Below are 19632 nucleotides of genomic sequence, written 5' to 3'. Positions count from 1 at the left end.
TGGAATTTTTGATAAAAAAATAAATACTAATTTTTTTGACTTTAATAAAGATTTTTGATACACTTTCAGTGAGTAAAAGGGTGTCCCGCTACCATTAAAGGTGGAGCATTAAAGAAGGTGTCTCACTACCTATATCCAAAAGGTGAAACATTAAAGTGAGCAGAGAGGTTTAAACTTCTCTGCTTTTTTTAGGAGAATAAGATGGTAGAAGTTGCTAAATATGGATTTTATACTGTAAATCCTGATTACCTAAAATATTTAAATGAAATAGATTCAGAAGTTTATTATAATTCGTCTTATAGAAAGAGTATTAAACCTTTTGTTGGGATTATTGTGGGTATAAAAAATTATTATTACTTTATTCCGATTTCTTCTGCAAAAGAAAAACATATAAGATGGAAGAATGTTTCTGATGAGCATTTTTTGATATATGAAGTAATTAGTAATAGTATTACTATAAAAGGAGATATCTATAAATATTATTCTGATAAAGAAAAAATGCATGTACTATCTATATTAGATATTAAAAAAATGATACCAGTACCTCAAGGATATTTTGAAAGAATTGAATTTAGTGAATTACAAGATCAAAGATATAAAGATTTATTTGAAAAAGAATATGCTTTTTGTTTAAAGATAAAGAATAAGATTTTAAAAAAAGTCGAAAAAATATATAATAAACAAAAGACAACAGGAATTGTTAGAAAATCAAATTGTAATTTTTTAGAGTTAGAGAAGGCAATGATGAATTGGCAAGAAAATATTTAAATGAATTCTCACAATTTCTAAAAATATTTTTAATAGGAAATTCCTTTTTTCATAATGGCACATTAAAAAGACACCACTTTGTGGTGTCTTTGTTTCGTCATTAATAGTTTATTCTACTAAATCTTTATAGTAATAAATGGCTAATTGGGTTCTGTCTCTTAAGTTTAATTTCTCTAGAAGTAAGGAGAGGTAGTTTCGGATGGTGCCTTCGCTTAAGTACATTTTTTCTGCGATTTCTTTATTATTGTATCCTTCTGCTACTAAATACAATAATTCATTTTCACGTTCATTCAGTAATTTGCTTGTTTTTCTTTGATAGACTTTTTTAACCGGCATATCGATCGTTGAATCATATACAATTTGATGATTTATAACCGCTTCGATAGCAGGGATAATGCCTTTAATATGTTGCTTTAATAAATAACCTTTACAGCCAATCGCCAATGCTTTTGTAATATATTCATCATCTTGAAAGGTCGTTAAAAATAAAATTTTTGCTTCAGGATATTCTTGTAAAATATGACTAGCTGCATCAATCCCAGAAGTAGGCTCCATTCGAATGTCCATTAAAACTAAATCAGGCTGATGTTGTTCGTATAGTTGAATCGCTTCAGATCCATTACTTCCCATACCAACGACTTCAATATGAGATTGGGCAGAAAGAATGGTTTCTAATGCTTGTAATACTAAATAATCATCATCAATAAGAATCGTTTTAATCATGAGAGGCCTCCTGTTTTGGAATACGAATAAAAATTTCGTATCCATTTTTTGTTTGAAGTGTAAAATCTCCATTATGTTTTTCCACTAATTCCTTCATCATGGTTAGTCCCATACCTGAAGGAGTATTCGTGGGACGGTCACCATTGTCTCTATAATCAATGGTGTAAGTTGTTTTTTGTTCTAAAAGGAATAATTGAATTTGCGTTCCATTAGAATGTTTCATAAAGTTTGTTGTCAATTCCTTACAAATCGTTAAAATATCATATTTTACATTAATAGGAATACTATCTGAGATAGTGTTTGTAAAATTTAGCTGTGCTTTTTCTTTCAAAGGTTGAAGGAGTGTATCCATTCTTTGCGAAAGTGAAAATGAGTCATCATACATTTGATGGATTGTTAATCGAATGTCATCCATTTCTTGTTGTAAAATACTTGATAAATGTTCTAATTTTTCTTTTACAACGGGTTCAGTTGTAATAATTTGCAGCGCTTCTAATTGCATAATAGAAGCACTCAAAGTATGTCCTAGTTGATCGTGTAATGCATGAGAAATCCGATTTCTTTCTTTTAACGTGGCAATTTCCATTTGTTTTAAAACTTCTTCAGAGCTTGATTGTTGGCGTTGTATTAATTTCAAACGTTCTAGTTCTAAATCATTTTGAATTTGATAATTTTTCTTTTGAAAAGCCTCATCCTTTTGAGTTTGTAACATAATATAACTACCAATAATACCGAGGATAATGGTAAATAAATGAGGATATAAAAATAAAATCAATCCTGAAAAAATTCCCCCTAAACCAAATAAATGAACCGCATGCATGATGAATAGAACACTATAAAGTCCAGTCTGTGGAAAGAGAATACAAAGTATTCCAGAAATCCCTAATGCAATCAATGAAATGAATTTTGAACTAACATAAGGGGAAAGAGAGAGGATATAGATACAAAATCCTAGAAAAATTGTCGAAAGTTCAATATTTTCCTGTGCTAAAAAAATACTGATGAGAATAAAAAATAATGACTTTTCAATGAATGTACGCAAGACTATTCCTCCAATCTGCTTTTTATTGTAGTATAACTGCAAAAGTCATAAAATTCTATAAAAATATGACAAATGTCATATGCAGATGATGATATTTGACACTAGGTAAGAGTGAAGACATTTTATATACTAAGATTGTGACGAAAGGATAGGTGAACATATGGAAACAAGTATTGTAGTAAAAGGTTTAGTGAAACGATATAAAGATTTAATGGCATTAAATCACTTTGAAATTGAGATTCAAAAAGGGGAGTTATTAGCGCTTCTTGGTCCAAATGGATGTGGGAAAACAACTTTAATCAATTGTATGCTAGGATTTTTAACATTTGATAGTGGAGAGATTACCGTATTAGGAGAAAATCAATTTCCATTATCTGCTAAAGCTAGAGGGCAAATTGGAATTGTGCCACAAGAGTTAGCTTATTTAGAAAATTTAACAGTGGAAGAAAATATTGATTTCTTTTGTGGACTATACATTTCAGATTCAACATTGCGAAAACAATATGTAAAAGAAGCGATTGAATTTACAGAATTACAAGATTTTCGTAAATTTCTCCCGAAAAAATTAAGTGGCGGATTGAAGCGTCGATTAAATATTGCTTGCGGAATCGTCCATAAACCATCTTTAATTTTCTTTGATGAACCGACTGTTGCAGTAGATACTCAAAGTCGTTCGTTTATTTTAGACGGAATTCGTCAATTAAATGAAAAGGGTAGTACTATTATTTACACCACTCATTATTTAGATGAAGTGGATGGATTAAGTGATCGTATTGTGATTATGGATAAAGGAAAGAGCATTATCTCTGGAACGTCTCAAGAATTAAAAGCATCGATTACTACTTCAGAAATTATTCAAGTAGAATTAACGACCATTCCAACAAGTGAACAATTAGAGCGATTAAGACAAATTCCTCAAATTTTAGTAATGGAAGAACAAAAACAACAGTTGAAGTTTCATTTTAAAAAGGGAAATAATCATTTAATGCATGTTGCCAACACGATTGAAGAATTGCAGTTAAACTATGTTCGTTTATATAGTGAACAACCAAGTTTAGATGATGTATTTCTAGCATATACTGGGAAAGGACTTCGTGATAGATGATGACATTTCTAAAGTTATTTAAGTATTTATTTAAAAATACGGTAAAAGATTTTGCATTTTCATTTTGGGTATTATGTTATCCAGTGATCTTAACGACTTTCTTTTATTTATCACTTTCTGGTGTGATTCATCAGGAATTAAATCCCGTTCGTGTTGCAATTACGAAGGATCATCCATTTCATTTTGTCTTTGAACAAGCCGGTGAAAATTTTAAAATCATTGATGTAGCATCAGCAGCAGAGGGAAAGCAGTTAACGCTTGAAGAAAAAGCAGATGGATTTGTTGAAAATAATTTAGATATTGTAGTGGCAAAAGAATCAGGTGTTCCTCAAAGTGTTTTGAAAAATGTGGTCACTCAAATCAAACAAGTTCAATCTCTTGGAAAAAGTGCCTCTACCATTGATTTTAAAAAAAGTTGGATCAAAGAAACAAAGAGTGATGTTAGTGAAGGAACAATGATGTTCTATTCAAGTCTAGCAAGTTTTGCAATGTATTCAATCTTTAGTGGAGTTGTTTGTGTAGCATATATGAACGGTAATTTATCTGAAGTGGGACGAAGAGTTATGGGAAGTTCATTTAGTAAATGGAAATTTCTGATTTACAGTTTTGCTACAGGATTAATGTTAAATGTGCTTTCGAATGTCCTTTTATTAGTGTATATGACTCAAATTTTAAAATTACAGTTATTTACGAATTGGACAGGTAGTATTTTATTAATGCTTATAGGAAATATTTTTGGATTATCCTTTGGAATTTTGATAGGAACTATTCAACAGTTGAGTATACAAGGACGGATTATAGTAGCATTAATGACCAATATGATTGCATCCGCTATTGCAGGATTAATGGGAAGTAGTATACGAGTATTTATGAATAGTCATCTTCCATGGGTAAATCAGTATAATCCAGTAGCTTTGATTATGTCTGGATTTTATCAATTAAACCGTTTAAATGAGGGCACACAAATGACTCGTATTTTTGGATTACTTGGAATTTATACACTTCTATTAATGGTCTTTGCATTATGGAGATTAAGGAGAACACGTTATGACAGTTTATAAGTATTTTTTAAAACTTGCGAATCGTTACAAAATATATGGCATTATTTATTTAGTCATTTTTATGGGGATGGCTTTACTTCAAATTTCTGGAAAGAAGGAAACGAGTAACTTTGAAGATATTTCTATAAAAATGATGATAAAAGATGAGTCGAATGGAACTGATGAAATCATTAATCAATTGATTCAAACGCTTCAAAAGAAACATGAAGTACAAAAAACGACAAAAAGTGATACAAGTATGAAAGAAGCTATCTATGCAGGAGATGTAGATGCAGGATTATGGATTCCAAGTGATGTACATTCAAAATTGGAAAAAGAACAAGAAGTTGTTGAGATGGAAATCTCCAATTCATTATCGGGACATTTAATTCGTGAGTATGTAAATTCTTATCTTCGATATGCAGTTGCTTTGAAAAAAGAAGGGAATTTTAATCCAGAAAGAATTGAAAAGATTATAGATCAAGAAGTAACAGTAACGATTCTTTCTAAAGAAGAAGCGGTATCCAGTCAATATTCTAAAGAACAATTTGGTAAAATTTATTTTGCCTATAGTCCATTTATTTATTTTTCAGTGTTCATTTATTTATTTGGCACGATTTTTTCTAAAATGAAGGGGAAAGAAGTTGCCAAGAGAATTACGATTGCAATGAAAGATGAGCGTAGAGTGATGCTGGAACAATTTTTAGCAGGATTAACGATTGTAGGTTTAATTGTTGGTATTAATCTACTTTTTGTAGGGATTTTAGCTCCTGAATTTTATGCAAGTGCTCAAGCATTGAAGATTTTATTATTGAGTACAGCTTCGGCAATTTCAGCTTATGCTTTGTCATTCCTTTGTGCTGTAGTGATTGGCGAGAATCAATATGCTTATTCAGCTGCAAGTACAATATTGGGAACGGGGCTGGCATTTTTATCCGGAATTTTTGTTCCTTTAGAATTGGTAAGTTCATATGGAGTCAACATTGCTAAATTCTTCCCTGTTTATTATGTGACTTCAGCAGTGAGTAATTCTTCAACAGAGTTTTCTAGTTATGCATTTCATTTAGGGATGATTGTTTTATTTACCGTTTTATATACTGTAATGGCGTTTAGCGTACAGCGCATTCGTCGTATAAATAAATTTTAATTGGGAATTCCTGGTAAATTCTCAATCTAAGTTCTAGTTTTGATACTTAACTAGAAGTTACTTTGAAACTTTACGGGGGAATAGTAGCGAATGAGTATGAAATCGGGCAGTAGACAAATTCCTAAAAATGCTATAATATTAAGTGAAATAGATAAATAAATTAAGATTAAGAGAGGTTTTTCAGCGAATGTTAGGATATGAAAAAAATCAAAAGTTAGAATTTAATTATAAAAAATCTGGCGGTTTATGGTTAATTGCGGTTGCCATAGTTATCGCTGTTGCTACCTTAATAGGTGGACAACAAATTATAAATATGCAAGTGTTTAGTATAGGTTATGTAGTTTGTTTTTTTTCAATTAATATGAATAAAAACTTACTAAAAAAACTATCCACTGGATCATCGACTAAATTTCAAAATAAGGTTTCTCAATACTCAATAATATTACTGTTTATATTAATGTTTTTTTTAGGAGGTCCATTTTTTGCTACGGAGAATTGGAGATTGATATGGTTGGGAGCATTATTAGCCACAGCATTGCATTTTTTTCCATTCTATTTTGTACATGGAAAATCAATGGTTTTATTAGGAATTATGTGCACTATTAATATTATCATGGGGTATATTTTTTCTGATGTTTCTTTGGTACTATTTGCCTATATTGATGCAATAATTAAATTTATATTTGGAGTTTATTTGTTATTTTTTTCTAATGTAACAAAGCAATAAATTCCAATTGTTTGTTGAACTAGCAACTTAATAAAAATAACAGAGAAACAGTAAATCGAAAAAAGGTTTACTGTTTTTTTCTTTGCTCAAAATAAGAAAGAGAGGAAAAGACAAAATGAAAAACATAGAAGAAAAAATCTTAATGGTAGATGAAGAAATAAAGCAATTACAAAACAAAAGAAAAAAACTCACCAGTCAGCAGAAACAGGAAGAAAGAAAAAAGAGAGATAAAAGAATATATGAAAAAGGAGCAGTCTTTGAAAATAGCTTTACAGAAAGTAAGAACTTAAGCAAAGATGAATTTTATCAGCTAATCATATCTCTAATTCTTAAAGAGGAAGCCGATATCAAAATATAAAAAATCATAGAGAAAGAGAAGAAACAGAAGTAAAAATTACAGAAAACCAAGAGGCAGAAATAGACATCGAATAATAGTTTCTTGTTTACAAAGGCGCACATATACACCTTAATAGGTGTAGTGACCCCAAAAAGTTAGATTTTTGGTCTAACTTTTTTGGGGGTGGTACTCGCAAAGCGAGGCTTATTGCTGCTACGGGGAAATTCCTTTTTTGTTTCTCTTACATAGTTTTTTATTGCATGAATCTTTATTTTCATCTAACATAGAACAAAAGAGCTATAAGGAGGAATTTTATGAAAATTGTTGGATTAACAGGCGGGATTTCTTCTGGGAAATCTACGGTATCTTCTTATTTTAAACAATTGAAAATTCCTGTCATTGATGCAGATGAAGTTGCTCGTAAAGTAGTTGAACCCAATAGTCAAGGTGCTATAGAAATTAGAAAAGTTTTTGGTAGTGATGTATTTGAAGAAGATGGAAGCTTAAATCGTCAAAAATTAGGCGCATTAATTTTTTCAAATGCAGAAAACCGTCAAAAACTAGATAACCTATTACAGCCTCTCATTAAAATTATGATTTTAGAGAAAATCGAGGAGTATCGTCAAAAAGGTGAGACAATGATTGTTTTAGATTTGCCCCTATTATTTGAAAAGCAGTATGAGGAATTATGCGAAGAAATTATCGTTGTTTACGTTCCTAAAGAACTACAATTAGAACGATTAATGAAGAGAAATCAATATACAAAACAAGAAGCGCTGTCTCGAGTCGATTCTCAATTATCCATTGAAGAAAAACGGAAAAGAGCAACCGTATTATTCGATAATCAAGGCACGATTCAACAGTTATATCATCAAGTTGAACAGTGGCTAGTAGAAACGAAAAATGATATACTACAATAAGAAAAAACTTGAAGAAAGGGGACATCGTCATGCAATGTCCAAGATGTAAATTTAATGGTTCACGAGTGATTGATAGCCGTCCAGCAGACGATGGTCGTTCAATTCGAAGAAGAAGAGAATGTGATGAATGTGGTTATCGGTTCACAACTTTTGAAAGATTAGAAAAAGCTCCGATTTTAGTCATTAAAAGAAATGGAAATCGCGAGGCGTTTAATCGTGAAAAATTATTAAATGGATTAGTTCGTTCTGCTGAAAAACGTCCGATTCCATTAAGTCAATTAGAGCAAATTGTTAATGAAGTAGAACATACGATTAATCAAGAAGGAGAAAATGAAATCTCAAGTATGTTAATTGGAGAGATGGTCATGGACTACCTCGCTAAAATTGATGATATTGCATATATTCGTTTTGCAAGTGTATACCGTCAATTTACCGATCGAAAAATGTTCTTAAAAGAATTAGAAAGAATGTCTTTTGAAATGGATCGTAAAGATACGAAATCATAATAGGAGGATCAAATGGACGAGAAATCAATAAAGTGGAGTCAGTTGAATCCACGTGATTGTATTCAAGTAACACAGCAAGTTTGGCTGACACAACGTGAATTACAATTTGTGACGCAATTATATGTACCATTTTTAGGGGTTCAAGCCTCAACTTTATATTTAGTCTTATTTAGTGAGCTTTCTCCGAATTCCTATCAAAGTGATGTCATTCGATTGGCAGATTTATTAGCCTTAGTGAATATGGGAATTCCAGATTTTTATCAAGCAAGAATTCGTTTAGAATCGGTAGGTTTATTAAAAACGTATCGTTATGAAGATGAAGATTCGATTAGTGATCAATATACATTTGAATTACAAGCGCCAGCAAGTCCGAAGTTATTTTTCAAAGATGCTTTATTATCGACACTTTTAGTGAATCAAGTTGGGCATCAACGTTTTGAAAACTTACAAAAACGTTTTAGTGTGAAAGAAAAGGCTATTTATGGGGAAGATGTCACTAGTACTTTCCAAGAAGGATTCCAATTGCCTTTTAATATGTCACAGTATAAGAGAAATGTTGCTCAAGAAAAACAAATGATTAAAGATGTGAAGCAACAAGAATCATTAGTATTGAACTCAAATATTGATTGGGAATTATTAACAGATTTATTAAAGAGTCAATTTGTTCATGAACATGCTTTAACAGATGAAGTGAAGCAAATGTTGAATAGTTTCCAATTATATTATGGATTAACGGAAAGAGAAATTGCGCAATATGTGATTTATGCGGCGGATTTATCAACGGGTGAAATCGATGAAAAGGAATTATATTCGATTATTATTAATGCTAATCAACATTTAGCAGCTCCTAAACAAGAGGAATCTATTGTAACTTCAGTTGTTCGGAAAGAAGAAAGTATGCCTGTAGATTCAGAAGTTGTTGTAGAAGAACAACAAGAAACAACTCCAGCGACTACTCATTTACCTCAAGCCATTCAACGATTAATTACATTAGCAAAAGAAATGACGCCATTTGACTTTATGACAAGTATTAAGCAACAAAGAAATGGCTATGTTTCAAATGGTGAACAAAGAATTATTTTAGATTTAGTTCAAGTAGGAACGATTCCATCTGAAGTGATAAATATTTTAATTCATTATGTATTAGTTGTTAAAAATAATCCGACGATTAATAAAAATTTAATGGATACGATTGCGAATGATTGGAGTCAAAAAGGAATTCAGACTGCTGAACAAGCCATTGAAGCGGTTCGTCAAAGAGATAAAGAGTTTAAAGCGAGTCGTAAAGAAAAAATTGAAAATCGACAAGTACAATCATACTCAGGTAAAAAGTATTATGGAAATGCTCCAAAAGGAAGAGTGGCTTCTGTTCCTGACTGGGCGATGAAACCAAATGAAACAAAAGAAAGTCCATTAGATGATGAAAATCTTCAATTATTAAAAGCTCAGCTTTCTCAATTGAAAACGAGTGGGAATTCTGAACAAGTGAAGGGAGAATAGTGATGGAAGGAATGCAAGATTTATTTGGCAATAAAACAGCTACTACAGCCTTTCAACAACAATATCAAAAAATTGTAGCAGAAGTTTTACAAGATAAAGAAGTTCAACAGTTTTTACAAGAGCATCAAGATGAAATTCCGCAAGAAAATTTAGTGAAAAGCTATTCAGCCCTTTTGGAATATATTCAACAACGTGATGCTCGTATCCAAGGAGTAGAAACATACATTAAAGGGATGGAACCACTATTAAGGGTCAACCAAGGGTTTGTGGAAGTCGTGTATCGTCCAACTCAAGAGTTTATTCAAAAACAACAGGAACAAGTGTTGACGAATCGAATTCATGCGATTAATATGCCTAAAAATTTATTACATGTAACCTTAAATTCTTTAGATATTACAAAAGAGCGTCAAGAAACATTTCAAGCTTCATTGCAATTTATTAATGAATTATCTGCGAAACCAAATGAGTTTCATCGTGCGATTTATTTAGTGGGTTCATTTGGAGTTGGAAAAACGTATTTCTTAGCAGCTATCGCAAATGAATTAGCTCAGCTTGGATTTGAAACAACTTTAGTGCATGTTCCAAGTTTGTCGAGTGAATTGAAAAGTGCGATTGGTGCTAATCGATTAGAAGAAAAGGTTGAATTTTTAAAAACTTCACCAATCTTAATGCTAGATGATATTGGAGCTGAATCAAATTCTGCATGGTTTAGAGATGAAATTTTAATGATTGTATTAGAATATCGTATGATGCAACAATTACCAACATTCTTTTCATCGAATTTAACAATTGAAGAATTACAAGAACATTTAAGTGTCTCTAATCGTGGAGATGTAGAATTATTAAAAGCAAAACGTTTGATTGAACGTGTACGTTTCCTATCGAAAGAAATTTTCTTAGCAGGAGAAAACCGCCGCTATTCATAACTTTCAAAAAATTTGACTTGATTTTTATAAAAATAGTGGTAGAATAACTAATGAATTAAATATTTTGAAAATGATGAAAAAGACAAGAAACTGTTATCTGGTTATCTAATAGAGAGAAGTGGGTTGGTGGAACACTTCATCCGAGATAGTTTTACCACTTTTGAATCCTTGTTTGAAGTTTAGTAAGGCAAGGCGTAACGGAGCGTTAGTCCGTTTAAGAGATTCGTTTAAAACGAATGAATTTGGGTGGAACCACGTAGAAATAACGTCCCATAGTTTGTATGAGTATGCAAACTATGGTTTTTTTGTTTTTTAAAACATTTTTGAAAGGAAAGAAGGAGAACAATGTCAATGATTAAAGTTACATTTCCAGATGGAGCTGTAAAAGAATTTGAACAAGGAATTTCAGTGAAAGATATTGCTGAAAGTATTAGTAAGAGCTTAGCAAAAAAAGCACTTGCAGGTAAAGTAAATGGAGAATTAGTCGATTTAGAGCATGCATTAACTGAAGATGCTAGTATTGAAATCGTAACACCAGACCATGAAGATGCATTAGGAATTTTACGTCACTCAACTGCGCACTTATTAGCGCATGCGTTAACTCGTTTATACCCAGGAATTCACTTTGGGGTAGGGCCAGCAATTGAATCTGGATTTTACTATGATACAGATATGCCAAACCAATTAACAGAAGACGCTCTTCCAGAAGTGGAAGCTGAAATGATGAAAATTGTAAAAGAAAACTATCCAATCGTACGTCGTGAAGTAAGTCGTGCAGAAGCGTTAGAAATCTTTGCAAAAGATCCATATAAAGTAGAATTAATTAATGGTTTACCAGAAGATGAAACAATTTCTATTTATCAACAAGAAGATTTCGTAGACTTATGTCGTGGAATTCACGTACCTTCAACAGGACGTATTCAAGTCTTCAAATTATTATCTCTTGCAGGAGCATATTGGAGAGGGAATTCTGATAACAAGATGATGCAACGTGTATACGGAACAGCATTCTTTGATAAAGCAGACTTAAAAGAATTCTTGAAAATGCGTGAAGAAGCTAAAGAACGTGACCACCGTAAATTAGGAAAAGAATTAGACTTATTTATGATTAGCCAAGAAGTTGGTTCAGGATTACCATTCTGGTTACCAAAAGGTGCTACAATTCGTCGTACCATTGATCGTTATATTGTTGATAAAGAAATTAGCCTTGGATACGAACACGTATATACACCAATTATGGCAGATGTTGAATTATATAAAACTTCTGGTCACTGGGCTCATTATCAAGAAGATATGTTCCCACCAATGGACATGGGAGATGGTGAATTATTAGTATTACGTCCAATGAACTGTCCTCACCACATGATGGTTTATAAAAATCATATTCACAGCTATCGTGAATTACCAATTCGTATTGCTGAATTAGGAATGATGCACCGTTATGAAAAATCAGGAGCCTTATCTGGTTTACAACGTGTACGTGAAATGACATTAAATGATGCGCATATCTTTGTTCGTCCAGATCAAATCAAAGATGAATTTAAACGTATTTTAGAATTAATTCGTGAAGTGTATAAAGACTTCAATATTAAAGATTATCGTTTCCGTTTAAGTTATCGTGATCCTGAAGATAAAGAAAAATACTTCGATGATGATGAAATGTGGAATAAAGCTGAAACAATGTTAAAAGAGGCAATGGATGAAATGGGCTTAGATTACTTTGAAGCGATTGGTGAAGCTGCATTCTATGGTCCAAAATTAGATATCCAATTCAAAACAGCAATGGGCTTAGAAGAAACAATGTCTACAATCCAATTAGACTTCTTATTACCAGAACGTTTCGACTTAACTTATGTGGGTGAAGATGGAGATAACACTCACCGTCCAGTAGTTATCCACCGTGGGGTAGTATCAACTGCAGAACGTTTTGTAGCTTACTTAATCGAAGAATATAAAGGAGCATTCCCAACTTGGTTAGCTCCAGTTCAAGCAACTATTATTCCAGTAAGTGTAGAACATCATTATGATGCAGCTCGTGCATTAAAAGAAAAAATGATGAGCTTAGGATTACGTGTTGAATTAGATGACCGTAATGAAAAAATGGGTTACAAGATTCGTGCTTCTCAAACACAAAAAATCCCTTATCAATTAGTAATTGGGGATAAAGAAGTAGAAGAAGGAACAGTAACAGTTCGTCGCTATGGTTCAAAAGAAACTGTTACAATGACAGTTGAAGCATACTTAGAACGTGTTCAACGTGAAATTGCGAACTTCTCTCGTCCATTAGAAGATTAATTTAATGGTTGTTCAGCAAATCCTGTTGGTGAGAAATCACCGACAGGATTTTTTACATGCAAAAAAGACAACTTCTGAACGAGAAATTGTCTTTAGGGTGATTAATAATATTTTTGAAGTTGTTCTTGGTTCTCCATTAATTTTTGAACATTCGTTAATTTAGCAGGTTTATTTAATGAAATGACATATTCGTGAGTAGGGCTATGTTTTTGGACAGCATATTTTAAACTTACTTTTTGAAAATGAGTAAGTTCTTCGGAGTTTAATAATTTCTCGACATCTTCGTCTGTTAAATAAGAATGGTCTTCAAAAATAACTTTGCGTAAATATCGAAACCAGTGACTAGCATTAAAACGTGACTGTTTGGATGCGTTTATCATATAATCGTACCATTCCATAATTTTCCTCCTATAAGAAATTGACTCAATCTTTGTAGTTTATTATAGCTGAAGCACTTATGAGTGTAAAGTTTGGGGAGCTTCTTCAATAATATCACTCACAATGTGCTATTCATTGTTTATTAATAAATGGTATTATAATAAGGTATCTGATAAACAGAAGGGAATAACATTTATGGAAGTAGAAGATTTAGTATTTAATGCAATTGAGCAAAATCCAGAACGGTTTGATAAATTGTTACAAAAATTGGGATATCAAAAAATGACAATGTGCAAGGAAAACTTAACAACAAAAGAAATGTGTGAACAATTAGGGATTAATTACAGTTCTTGGACAAAAAGTGATGTGAGAAATCATCCAGAGATTGTTAGATTACGAGATACGACTATTTCAAGGAACCATATTTACAAATCGAGTAGTTTAAGTATCATAGAAAGAGTTTGGAAAAATAGAAAAAGATAACTACTATTCATATAAAAAATATTTCATTGACATATCATTTTAATCACCCTTACAATATTTTTGTTCGAAGTTACAAAAAAGGAGTTTATTCATGACAACTATTGAAAATCCGATGGGAACGCAGCCCATCAAAAAATTATTGATGCAATTAGCGATTCCTGCAATGATTGCTAATGTCGTCAATGCCTTATATAACATCGTTGATCAAATTTTTATTGGACAAGGAGTTGGGTATTTAGGAAATGCTGCGACAAATATTGCTTTTCCAATTACGACGATTTGTTTAGCTTTAGGATTAATGACAGGAGTAGGGGCTGCGTCGAATTTTAATTTAGAATTAGGTCGCAAAGAAGTCGAGAAAGCAAGAAGAATTGCAGGAACAGCGGTCGTTCAATTAATCGTGATGGGAATTGCAGTTTGCGTGCTTGTTCAAATCTTTTTAGCACCTTTAATGCAACTATTTGGAGCAACAGATCAAATTTTTAATTATGCCATGGAGTATTCTCGCATTACGGCATATGGGATTCCGTTTTTCTTATTTTCAACAGGATTTAATCCTCTTGTCCGTTCAGATGGAAGAGCGACTTTTTCAATGATGGCGATTATTGTTGGAGCAGTTATGAATATGATTTTAAATCCTATTTTTATCTTTATATTTCATATGGGAATTGCGGGTTCTGCTTGGGCAACCGTGTTAAGTCAGATATTGTCCGCATTACTGTTATTTGCGTATATTCCAAAGTTTCGTTCAGTAAAATTTCAATGGGAAGACTTTATTCCGCATTTTAAACAGGTTCAAGCAATTGCCTTTTTAGGATTAACTTCTTTTATTTTTCAAATTTCTGCTTTAATTGTACAAATTGTTTCCAATAATTTATTAAAAACTTATGGAGCGATGTCTATTTATGGAAGTGAGATTCCAATTGCAGTTGGAGGCATTGTAGCAAAAGTATTTGTTATTTTTATTGCGTTAATTATTGGAATGACTCAAGGAGTTCAACCGATTGTCGGATATAATTATGGAGCAAAATATTACGAGCGAGTACGTCAAACTATCTTTTTAGCATTAAAAATAGGATTTGGATTGTCATTTGTCACTTGGGCAGTGTTTGAAATTTTCCCGTTGCAAATTATTCAACTATTTGGGAATGGAAATGATTTGTATTTTGAATTTGGAATTCGTTATTTACGATATTTCATGTTATTTACAATCATAAATGGGATAACGATTTTAATTACAACATTTTTCCCAGCTATTGGAAAAGCAAAAACGGGAGCATTTTTATCATTAGCAAGACAATTATTGATTTTATTACCGATGATGCTATTGATGACGTATCTTTTTGGAGTAGAGGGGATGATGTTTGCAACTCCAGTATCAGATGTCATTTCTTTAGTTCTTTGTCTATTTTTCTTTAAACGAGAATTACACGATATTCATATGAAAGAAGAATTGATTTTGGAAAAATAATGATTGAGAGAGTGAAGTAGTCGAATACTTTGCTCTTTTTTCTTTCTAAGATGGAAATGTTTCGTAAATTGGTTTAAGATAGAGGAAAGGAGTGATGACATGGAATGGAAAACGTTATTGGCGACTACTCGTCTTTCAGACAAAGATTCAAACCATCGTAACGAGTTTGATGATGATTATAAAAGAATTGTAACAAGTCCCGCTTTTAGGCGATTACAAGATAAGACGCAAGTATTTCCATTAGAAAGATTAGACTTTATTCATACAAGGTTAACACATTCTTTAGAAGTAGCAATGATTGCAAGAACATTAGTGAGTGAAATTGTACGATTGTTGCAACAAGATTCATTGACCGAAATAGATTCCAGCAAACAAGAAATGATTGAGCATCAAAGTGATATTGCTCGAATTGTGGAATGTGCAAGTTTATTACATGATATTGGCAATCCTCCGTATGGACATTTTGGAGAAGATATTATTCGTCAATGGTTTAAAAAAAATTTACCTCATATTTTAGCAGAACATTCTGATGTAGCAGAAGAATTTTTAGCAAGTCCCTATGTACATGATTTTTATCATTTTGAAGGGAATGCACAATCCCTAAGAATTGTAACGAAGTTACATGATTTTAAGGGGAATTTTGATGGATTAGATTTAACGCCTGCAACGATTAATACCATTTTAAAATATACAAGAGCTTCTAATCAGCCAAAAACAGAGAAAATTACTTCTAAAAAAGTAGGATTTTTCAGAGCTGAAGAAGATATTTTTCGACAAATTACTGCAATCACTGAAACTGGTGAAAATCGTCATCCATTGACATTTATTTTAGAAGCAGCTGATGATATTGCTTATTTAATTGCAGACTTAGAAGATGCCATTGGAAAAGGTGTTTTAAGATTTGCCGTTGTAAAAGAATATTTACATACTGTATTAAAAGAAGATAAAATTTCTCCACATTCTAAAAAAATCGTAAAAATATTAGAAACAATTGATGAAGAGATATTTAGTATTAATCAGTTTTTTGTAGATTTAAGAACGATGTTAATTGATGCAGCAACAGAATCTTTTGTGATGCATTATGAGAAAATTATGAATGGAGATTATCAACAAGATTTATTAACAGACTCAAGTGCACATGAGTTATACACGCATTTAAGAAAAATTTCTGAAGATAAAATATATGATCATAAGAGTATTTTACGTTTAGAAATTTCTGGTTATTCTACTTTAACGTATTTGTTAGATAGTTTTGTTCCACCATTAGTCGCTTATGATACAAATCGTCGATTAGATTATGTTGATTTGAAGAAAATTGGCATCATTTCAGAAAGTCAAAAACGTTCCTATCATTATTTTGCAGAAGGTAAATCTGAAGTGGAAAAATTATATTTACGCTTATTATTGGCAACCGATTTTATCTCAGGAATGACGGATAGTTATGCGCATCAACTTTACCGAGATATGGTAGGAATTTAGAAGTTATTCGAAAGGAATTTATAGATGAATCAAACATTAGAATATTTACAAGAATTATTAGCAGTTCCTTCTCCAACAGGATATACAGTAGGAGTACAAGAGTATTTAATGAAAACTCTTGACAAATTATGTTATCCTTACAAAAGAATACCAAAAGGGAAATATTATCGTAACGGTAGAGGGGAAGGACAACACGAATAGTCGTGTTGTAACGGCCCACGTTGAGATGGTAGCACTTTTGTCCAAACTCGATGTCGATAAGCATATAGACGTTGAAATTAAGCTGGATGAGCTGGATTTGACAAGTGCGGAGAGTAAAGCAACATATGCTCAAATCAAAGAATATGTTTGGAATAAATTTCAATTAAAAGTTTCAACATTATATATTGCACAGATAAAAAGGAAATGTGGAATAGAATTACGAGAACATTACAACAAGTCAAAAAAGGAGAAAGATCTTATGGATCAAAAAAACCTGACAGCAAAGCTCCTAGACCTGGTCGAAGGCCGGGAAACACCGGAAAGTTGGCGGAACTGGTGGGACGAGCATGAGCCGGAACTGGAAGCCCTGCTGAGTCGGGGCGAATTCCTGAAACTAAAGCCCTGCCGACACGGCTTTCAGTGGGTCCCGGTGTTTGGCAGCCAAAAGGGAGCCATCGCCATTCTGGAAAAGAGCGGCATAGCATTTGAAGCCAGCAATCTCTACCAGGAGCGGTATCTGGCCGATCTGGATGCTTTCTGCAAGGAACAGGAGCGGGTGCAGCGGGAAAAGCAAAAGGAATTCAAGGCCAGCCACCCAGAACTATTTGGCCAATACCCCAAGTTTTGCGAGGCATTAGCAAAGGTGCTGGACCCCACGGATATAATCCAGCCTGCCGCCGCGGAGGAACAGATCAGGGATCAAGAAAGCGTGCTGGACTTCACGCTCCCGTTCCAGGTGCGGGAGTTTTTCCTGCTGACCGCAGGCATTAATGTATCCACTGGCGTGATTCTTACCCTTTCCGGGATGTTTGATCTGACCATTCATGGAGAGCGGTATTGTGTGCTGGGCGAGTTCTGGAAAGAAGCGGACGGCGACCAGCTCCTGCTCCGCCCTGGAGAGGATACCATCTGGTACTACGCCCATGAGCAGGACAATGTAAGGCGCCTCTGCAATGATATGATAGATCTGCTGGAGAAGAAACTGGCGAGGTATCTCAATGAACACTGAAAACATCGCCCATGAAAAATGCTATCGGGACTGGTGTGCGTAGTATGATGCTATGTTTGCGCCGGAGAACCGATCTCCTCAGCAAGACGAGCAGTTTCCGTTTACGGATGGGTATTCCATCCGCTCCAAAGCCTACCTTTATAACGGCACTCTACATCTCTGCGGCAGTGAAAGCGAACTGCTGGACAATGAGGGCAAGGTGCGGTATGCTTGGCGCAATCTGGACATGGATGGTGAATTCTGCTCTCTGTTTCGCCACCGCAACGGAAAGTACTATCTAATCTTCCGCACAGAACTGTATGGATACAGCGTTATGGAGGTGGAGATCGGACAGGAGATGCACTATGTCCCTTCCTGTGTCCACCCAGAGGAGGGGCAGAAAGTCGAAGAAGTATTCATCTGGACCAGAGCGGACTATGACCCCGGCACAGATCTGCTGGCTGTCACCGGCTGCATTTGGGCCTGTCCCTACTCCACTATCGTATTGGACTTTTCCTGCCCGTTCCAGCCCCACCCCCCGGAGCGTTGGCTGGATCTGCGGTACATCGTTGACCCGGACGACACCCGATTTGACGATATTGAGTTTGTCCGCTGGGACAACGACGGACTGCTTCTTCGGGGCTGCGACACAGAGGATGATCGGTGGAAAGAAGTTCGAGTGTCGATGGAACAGCTGAAAGCAGAAATGTTGTAGATGGAAAAGGTATCAGATAGTAAAGGTGAAATGATGATGGATCTGTCCATAAAGGAAATAAGCATAGAAAATGAAAGAATCAACAGAGATAAATTTTTTTCTGTAGGGTTTTGCCCAGAAATGGAGCGGTATCTACTTTGCGTTCATATTTCGTGGGTTGTGGGATATGACCGGTATTATGCTATAGATGCGGAAGATATAATGCTCTGTGAAGAAAGTCCAGATGAATTTTGTCAAAAATATGCAAAGGAAATTAACGCTTACAGAACAGAGAGACTGCTTGGCGCAGGAGCATTAAGAGATTATGATTTTAGATGTTTACCGGATGAGATATTAAAGAATTTGGATGGATACCCATCATTCAAGGGATATTGTTATACAAACGAAATGCTTTATGCCCAAATAAAGATAGATGATAGTTCCTTTACTATTCCACCAATTTGTGATGAAAAACAGATGGATTGCTAAAATAAAGAAATTGAGGGCTATGGGATTGGAAATCTTTTGCTTGATAATATGAAATTCCAAAGCAAATTCAGAGAGGTGTATTATGGGACTATTTTTGAAGAAAAGGGTCGAAATGCCGGATAAAATCATTTTGAGGAATACGGAATTTGTATTATGCAAGCATGAAAGTAGTTGCTGAAAATATAAAGAATTTCAAAGAAGAGAAAGACTTGATTTTAATAATATCTCATGACTATGAATTTTTAGAAGAGGTATTCGATGAGGTTATATATTTTTCGTAATTGATAATTTGGTTTTGCTCGTTTAGGTGGTAGAACAAAACTTTTTAGGAAGGAACAATTATAGAACTAATAAAAACGGCTCTTTGTCAAATAGGGTTGATGAAACAATTTTAGTGAAGGAATTAAGCAGCG

At 33.6% G+C, this 19632-nt stretch carries 19 protein-coding genes, 2 pseudogenes and 1 other annotated feature; of the genes and pseudogenes, 18 read left to right on the top strand and 3 right to left on the bottom strand.

The annotated features are described in order from the left end of the window. Positions 1 to 201 precede the first annotated feature (201 nt). Positions 202 to 768, top strand: a complete 567-nt coding sequence (locus RWM24_RS07475; RefSeq protein ID WP_314078401.1) for a type III toxin-antitoxin system ToxN/AbiQ family toxin — start codon at positions 202 to 204, stop codon at positions 766 to 768. 108 nt (positions 769 to 876) lie between these two features. On the opposite strand, the gene RWM24_RS07470 is transcribed toward RWM24_RS07475, so the two are convergent. Both RWM24_RS07470 and RWM24_RS07465 read right to left on the bottom strand, forming a co-directional pair. Then, positions 877 to 1491, bottom strand: a complete 615-nt coding sequence (locus tag RWM24_RS07470) for a response regulator transcription factor (RefSeq protein ID WP_314113036.1) — start codon at positions 1489 to 1491, stop codon at positions 877 to 879. After that, positions 1484 to 2266 carry a histidine kinase gene (locus tag RWM24_RS07465; protein WP_314113033.1) on the bottom strand — a complete coding sequence of 261 codons (783 nt, stop codon included), beginning with the start codon at positions 2264 to 2266 and terminating at the stop codon, positions 1484 to 1486. Before RWM24_RS07465 ends, RWM24_RS07470 begins: the two co-directional genes overlap by 8 nt. Positions 2267 to 2693: 427 nt before the next feature. Between RWM24_RS07465 and RWM24_RS07460 the strand changes: the two genes are divergently transcribed. The 10 genes and pseudogenes from RWM24_RS07460 (at position 2694) to thrS (ending at position 13036) form a co-directional block, all read left to right on the top strand. Beyond that, positions 2694 to 3638 (top strand): ABC transporter ATP-binding protein, encoded by a 945-nt coding sequence (locus tag RWM24_RS07460; protein WP_314078407.1) that lies wholly within the window; start codon positions 2694 to 2696, stop codon positions 3636 to 3638. Further along, positions 3635 to 4699: an ABC transporter permease gene (locus tag RWM24_RS07455; protein WP_314113030.1), complete on the top strand. Its 1065-nt coding sequence runs from the start codon at positions 3635 to 3637 to the stop codon at positions 4697 to 4699. The genes RWM24_RS07460 and RWM24_RS07455 overlap by 4 nt, the downstream gene beginning before the upstream one ends. Next, positions 4686 to 5825 (top strand): ABC transporter permease, encoded by a 1140-nt coding sequence (locus RWM24_RS07450; protein WP_314113027.1) that lies wholly within the window; start codon positions 4686 to 4688, stop codon positions 5823 to 5825. Before RWM24_RS07455 ends, RWM24_RS07450 begins: the two co-directional genes overlap by 14 nt. Positions 5826 to 6012: 187 nt before the next feature. Continuing rightward, positions 6013 to 6552, top strand: coding sequence for a DUF6609 family protein (locus RWM24_RS07445; protein ID WP_314113025.1), 540 nt, complete (start codon positions 6013 to 6015; stop codon positions 6550 to 6552). A 115-nt stretch (positions 6553 to 6667) separates the two neighbouring features. After that, positions 6668 to 6984, top strand: a pseudogene (locus RWM24_RS07440) (DUF3847 domain-containing protein). A 219-nt stretch (positions 6985 to 7203) separates the two neighbouring features. After that, positions 7204 to 7809, top strand: a complete 606-nt coding sequence (gene coaE / locus RWM24_RS07435) for a dephospho-CoA kinase (RefSeq protein WP_314113022.1) — start codon at positions 7204 to 7206, stop codon at positions 7807 to 7809. 29 nt (positions 7810 to 7838) lie between these two features. Then, positions 7839 to 8315 carry a transcriptional regulator NrdR gene (gene nrdR / locus RWM24_RS07430; RefSeq protein ID WP_314113019.1) on the top strand — a complete coding sequence of 159 codons (477 nt, stop codon included), beginning with the start codon at positions 7839 to 7841 and terminating at the stop codon, positions 8313 to 8315. 12 nt (positions 8316 to 8327) lie between these two features. Next, a complete protein-coding gene (locus tag RWM24_RS07425) occupies positions 8328 to 9815 on the top strand; it encodes a DnaD domain protein (protein ID WP_314113016.1) in 1488 nt (495 codons plus the stop codon). A 2-nt stretch (positions 9816 to 9817) separates the two neighbouring features. Next, on the top strand, positions 9818 to 10741 hold the full coding sequence (gene dnaI, locus RWM24_RS07420) for a primosomal protein DnaI (RefSeq protein ID WP_314113014.1): 924 nt from the start codon (positions 9818 to 9820) through the stop codon (positions 10739 to 10741). A 64-nt stretch (positions 10742 to 10805) separates the two neighbouring features. Further along, positions 10806 to 11017: a binding site (T-box leader), on the top strand. 75 nt (positions 11018 to 11092) lie between these two features. Then, complete coding sequence (gene thrS, locus RWM24_RS07415; RefSeq protein ID WP_314113011.1) at positions 11093 to 13036, top strand: threonine--tRNA ligase; 1944 nt, start codon at positions 11093 to 11095, stop codon at positions 13034 to 13036. A 101-nt stretch (positions 13037 to 13137) separates the two neighbouring features. Here the strand turns inward: thrS and RWM24_RS07410 are convergent, their stop codons facing one another. Beyond that, entirely contained in the window at positions 13138 to 13434 is a 297-nt protein-coding gene (locus tag RWM24_RS07410; RefSeq protein WP_314113009.1) for a hypothetical protein, read from the bottom strand. Positions 13435 to 13609: 175 nt separating this feature from the next. Here RWM24_RS07410 and RWM24_RS07405 point away from each other — a divergent pair, with 175 nt between their 5' ends. The 7 genes and pseudogenes from RWM24_RS07405 to RWM24_RS07375 all read left to right on the top strand — a co-directional run bounded on the left by RWM24_RS07405 (position 13610) and on the right by RWM24_RS07375 (position 19219). Further along, positions 13610 to 13897: a hypothetical protein gene (locus tag RWM24_RS07405; RefSeq protein WP_314113007.1), complete on the top strand. Its 288-nt coding sequence runs from the start codon at positions 13610 to 13612 to the stop codon at positions 13895 to 13897. Between the two features lie 91 nt (positions 13898 to 13988). After that, complete coding sequence (locus tag RWM24_RS07400) at positions 13989 to 15368, top strand: MATE family efflux transporter (RefSeq protein ID WP_314113005.1); 1380 nt, start codon at positions 13989 to 13991, stop codon at positions 15366 to 15368. A gap of 99 nt (positions 15369 to 15467) precedes the next feature. Further along, positions 15468 to 16847, top strand: coding sequence for a deoxyguanosinetriphosphate triphosphohydrolase (locus RWM24_RS07395; protein WP_314113003.1), 1380 nt, complete (start codon positions 15468 to 15470; stop codon positions 16845 to 16847). 24 nt (positions 16848 to 16871) lie between these two features. Further along, complete coding sequence (locus RWM24_RS07390) at positions 16872 to 17048, top strand: hypothetical protein (protein ID WP_314113002.1); 177 nt, start codon at positions 16872 to 16874, stop codon at positions 17046 to 17048. A gap of 10 nt (positions 17049 to 17058) precedes the next feature. Then, positions 17059 to 17316: pseudogene (locus tag RWM24_RS07385) on the top strand (23S rRNA (uracil-5-)-methyltransferase RumA); the annotation flags it as partial. Positions 17317 to 18109: 793 nt separating this feature from the next. Continuing rightward, positions 18110 to 18751, top strand: a complete 642-nt coding sequence (locus RWM24_RS07380) for a hypothetical protein (RefSeq protein WP_314113000.1) — start codon at positions 18110 to 18112, stop codon at positions 18749 to 18751. After that, entirely contained in the window at positions 18752 to 19219 is a 468-nt protein-coding gene (locus RWM24_RS07375; RefSeq protein ID WP_314112998.1) for a hypothetical protein, read from the top strand. The last annotated feature ends 413 nt before the right edge of the window (positions 19220 to 19632 follow it).

The sequence above is a fragment of the uncultured Granulicatella sp. genome (assembly GCF_963516875.1).
GTDB lineage: Bacteria > Bacillota > Bacilli > Lactobacillales > Aerococcaceae > Granulicatella.
This window is presented reverse-complemented; position numbering and strand designations above follow the sequence as displayed.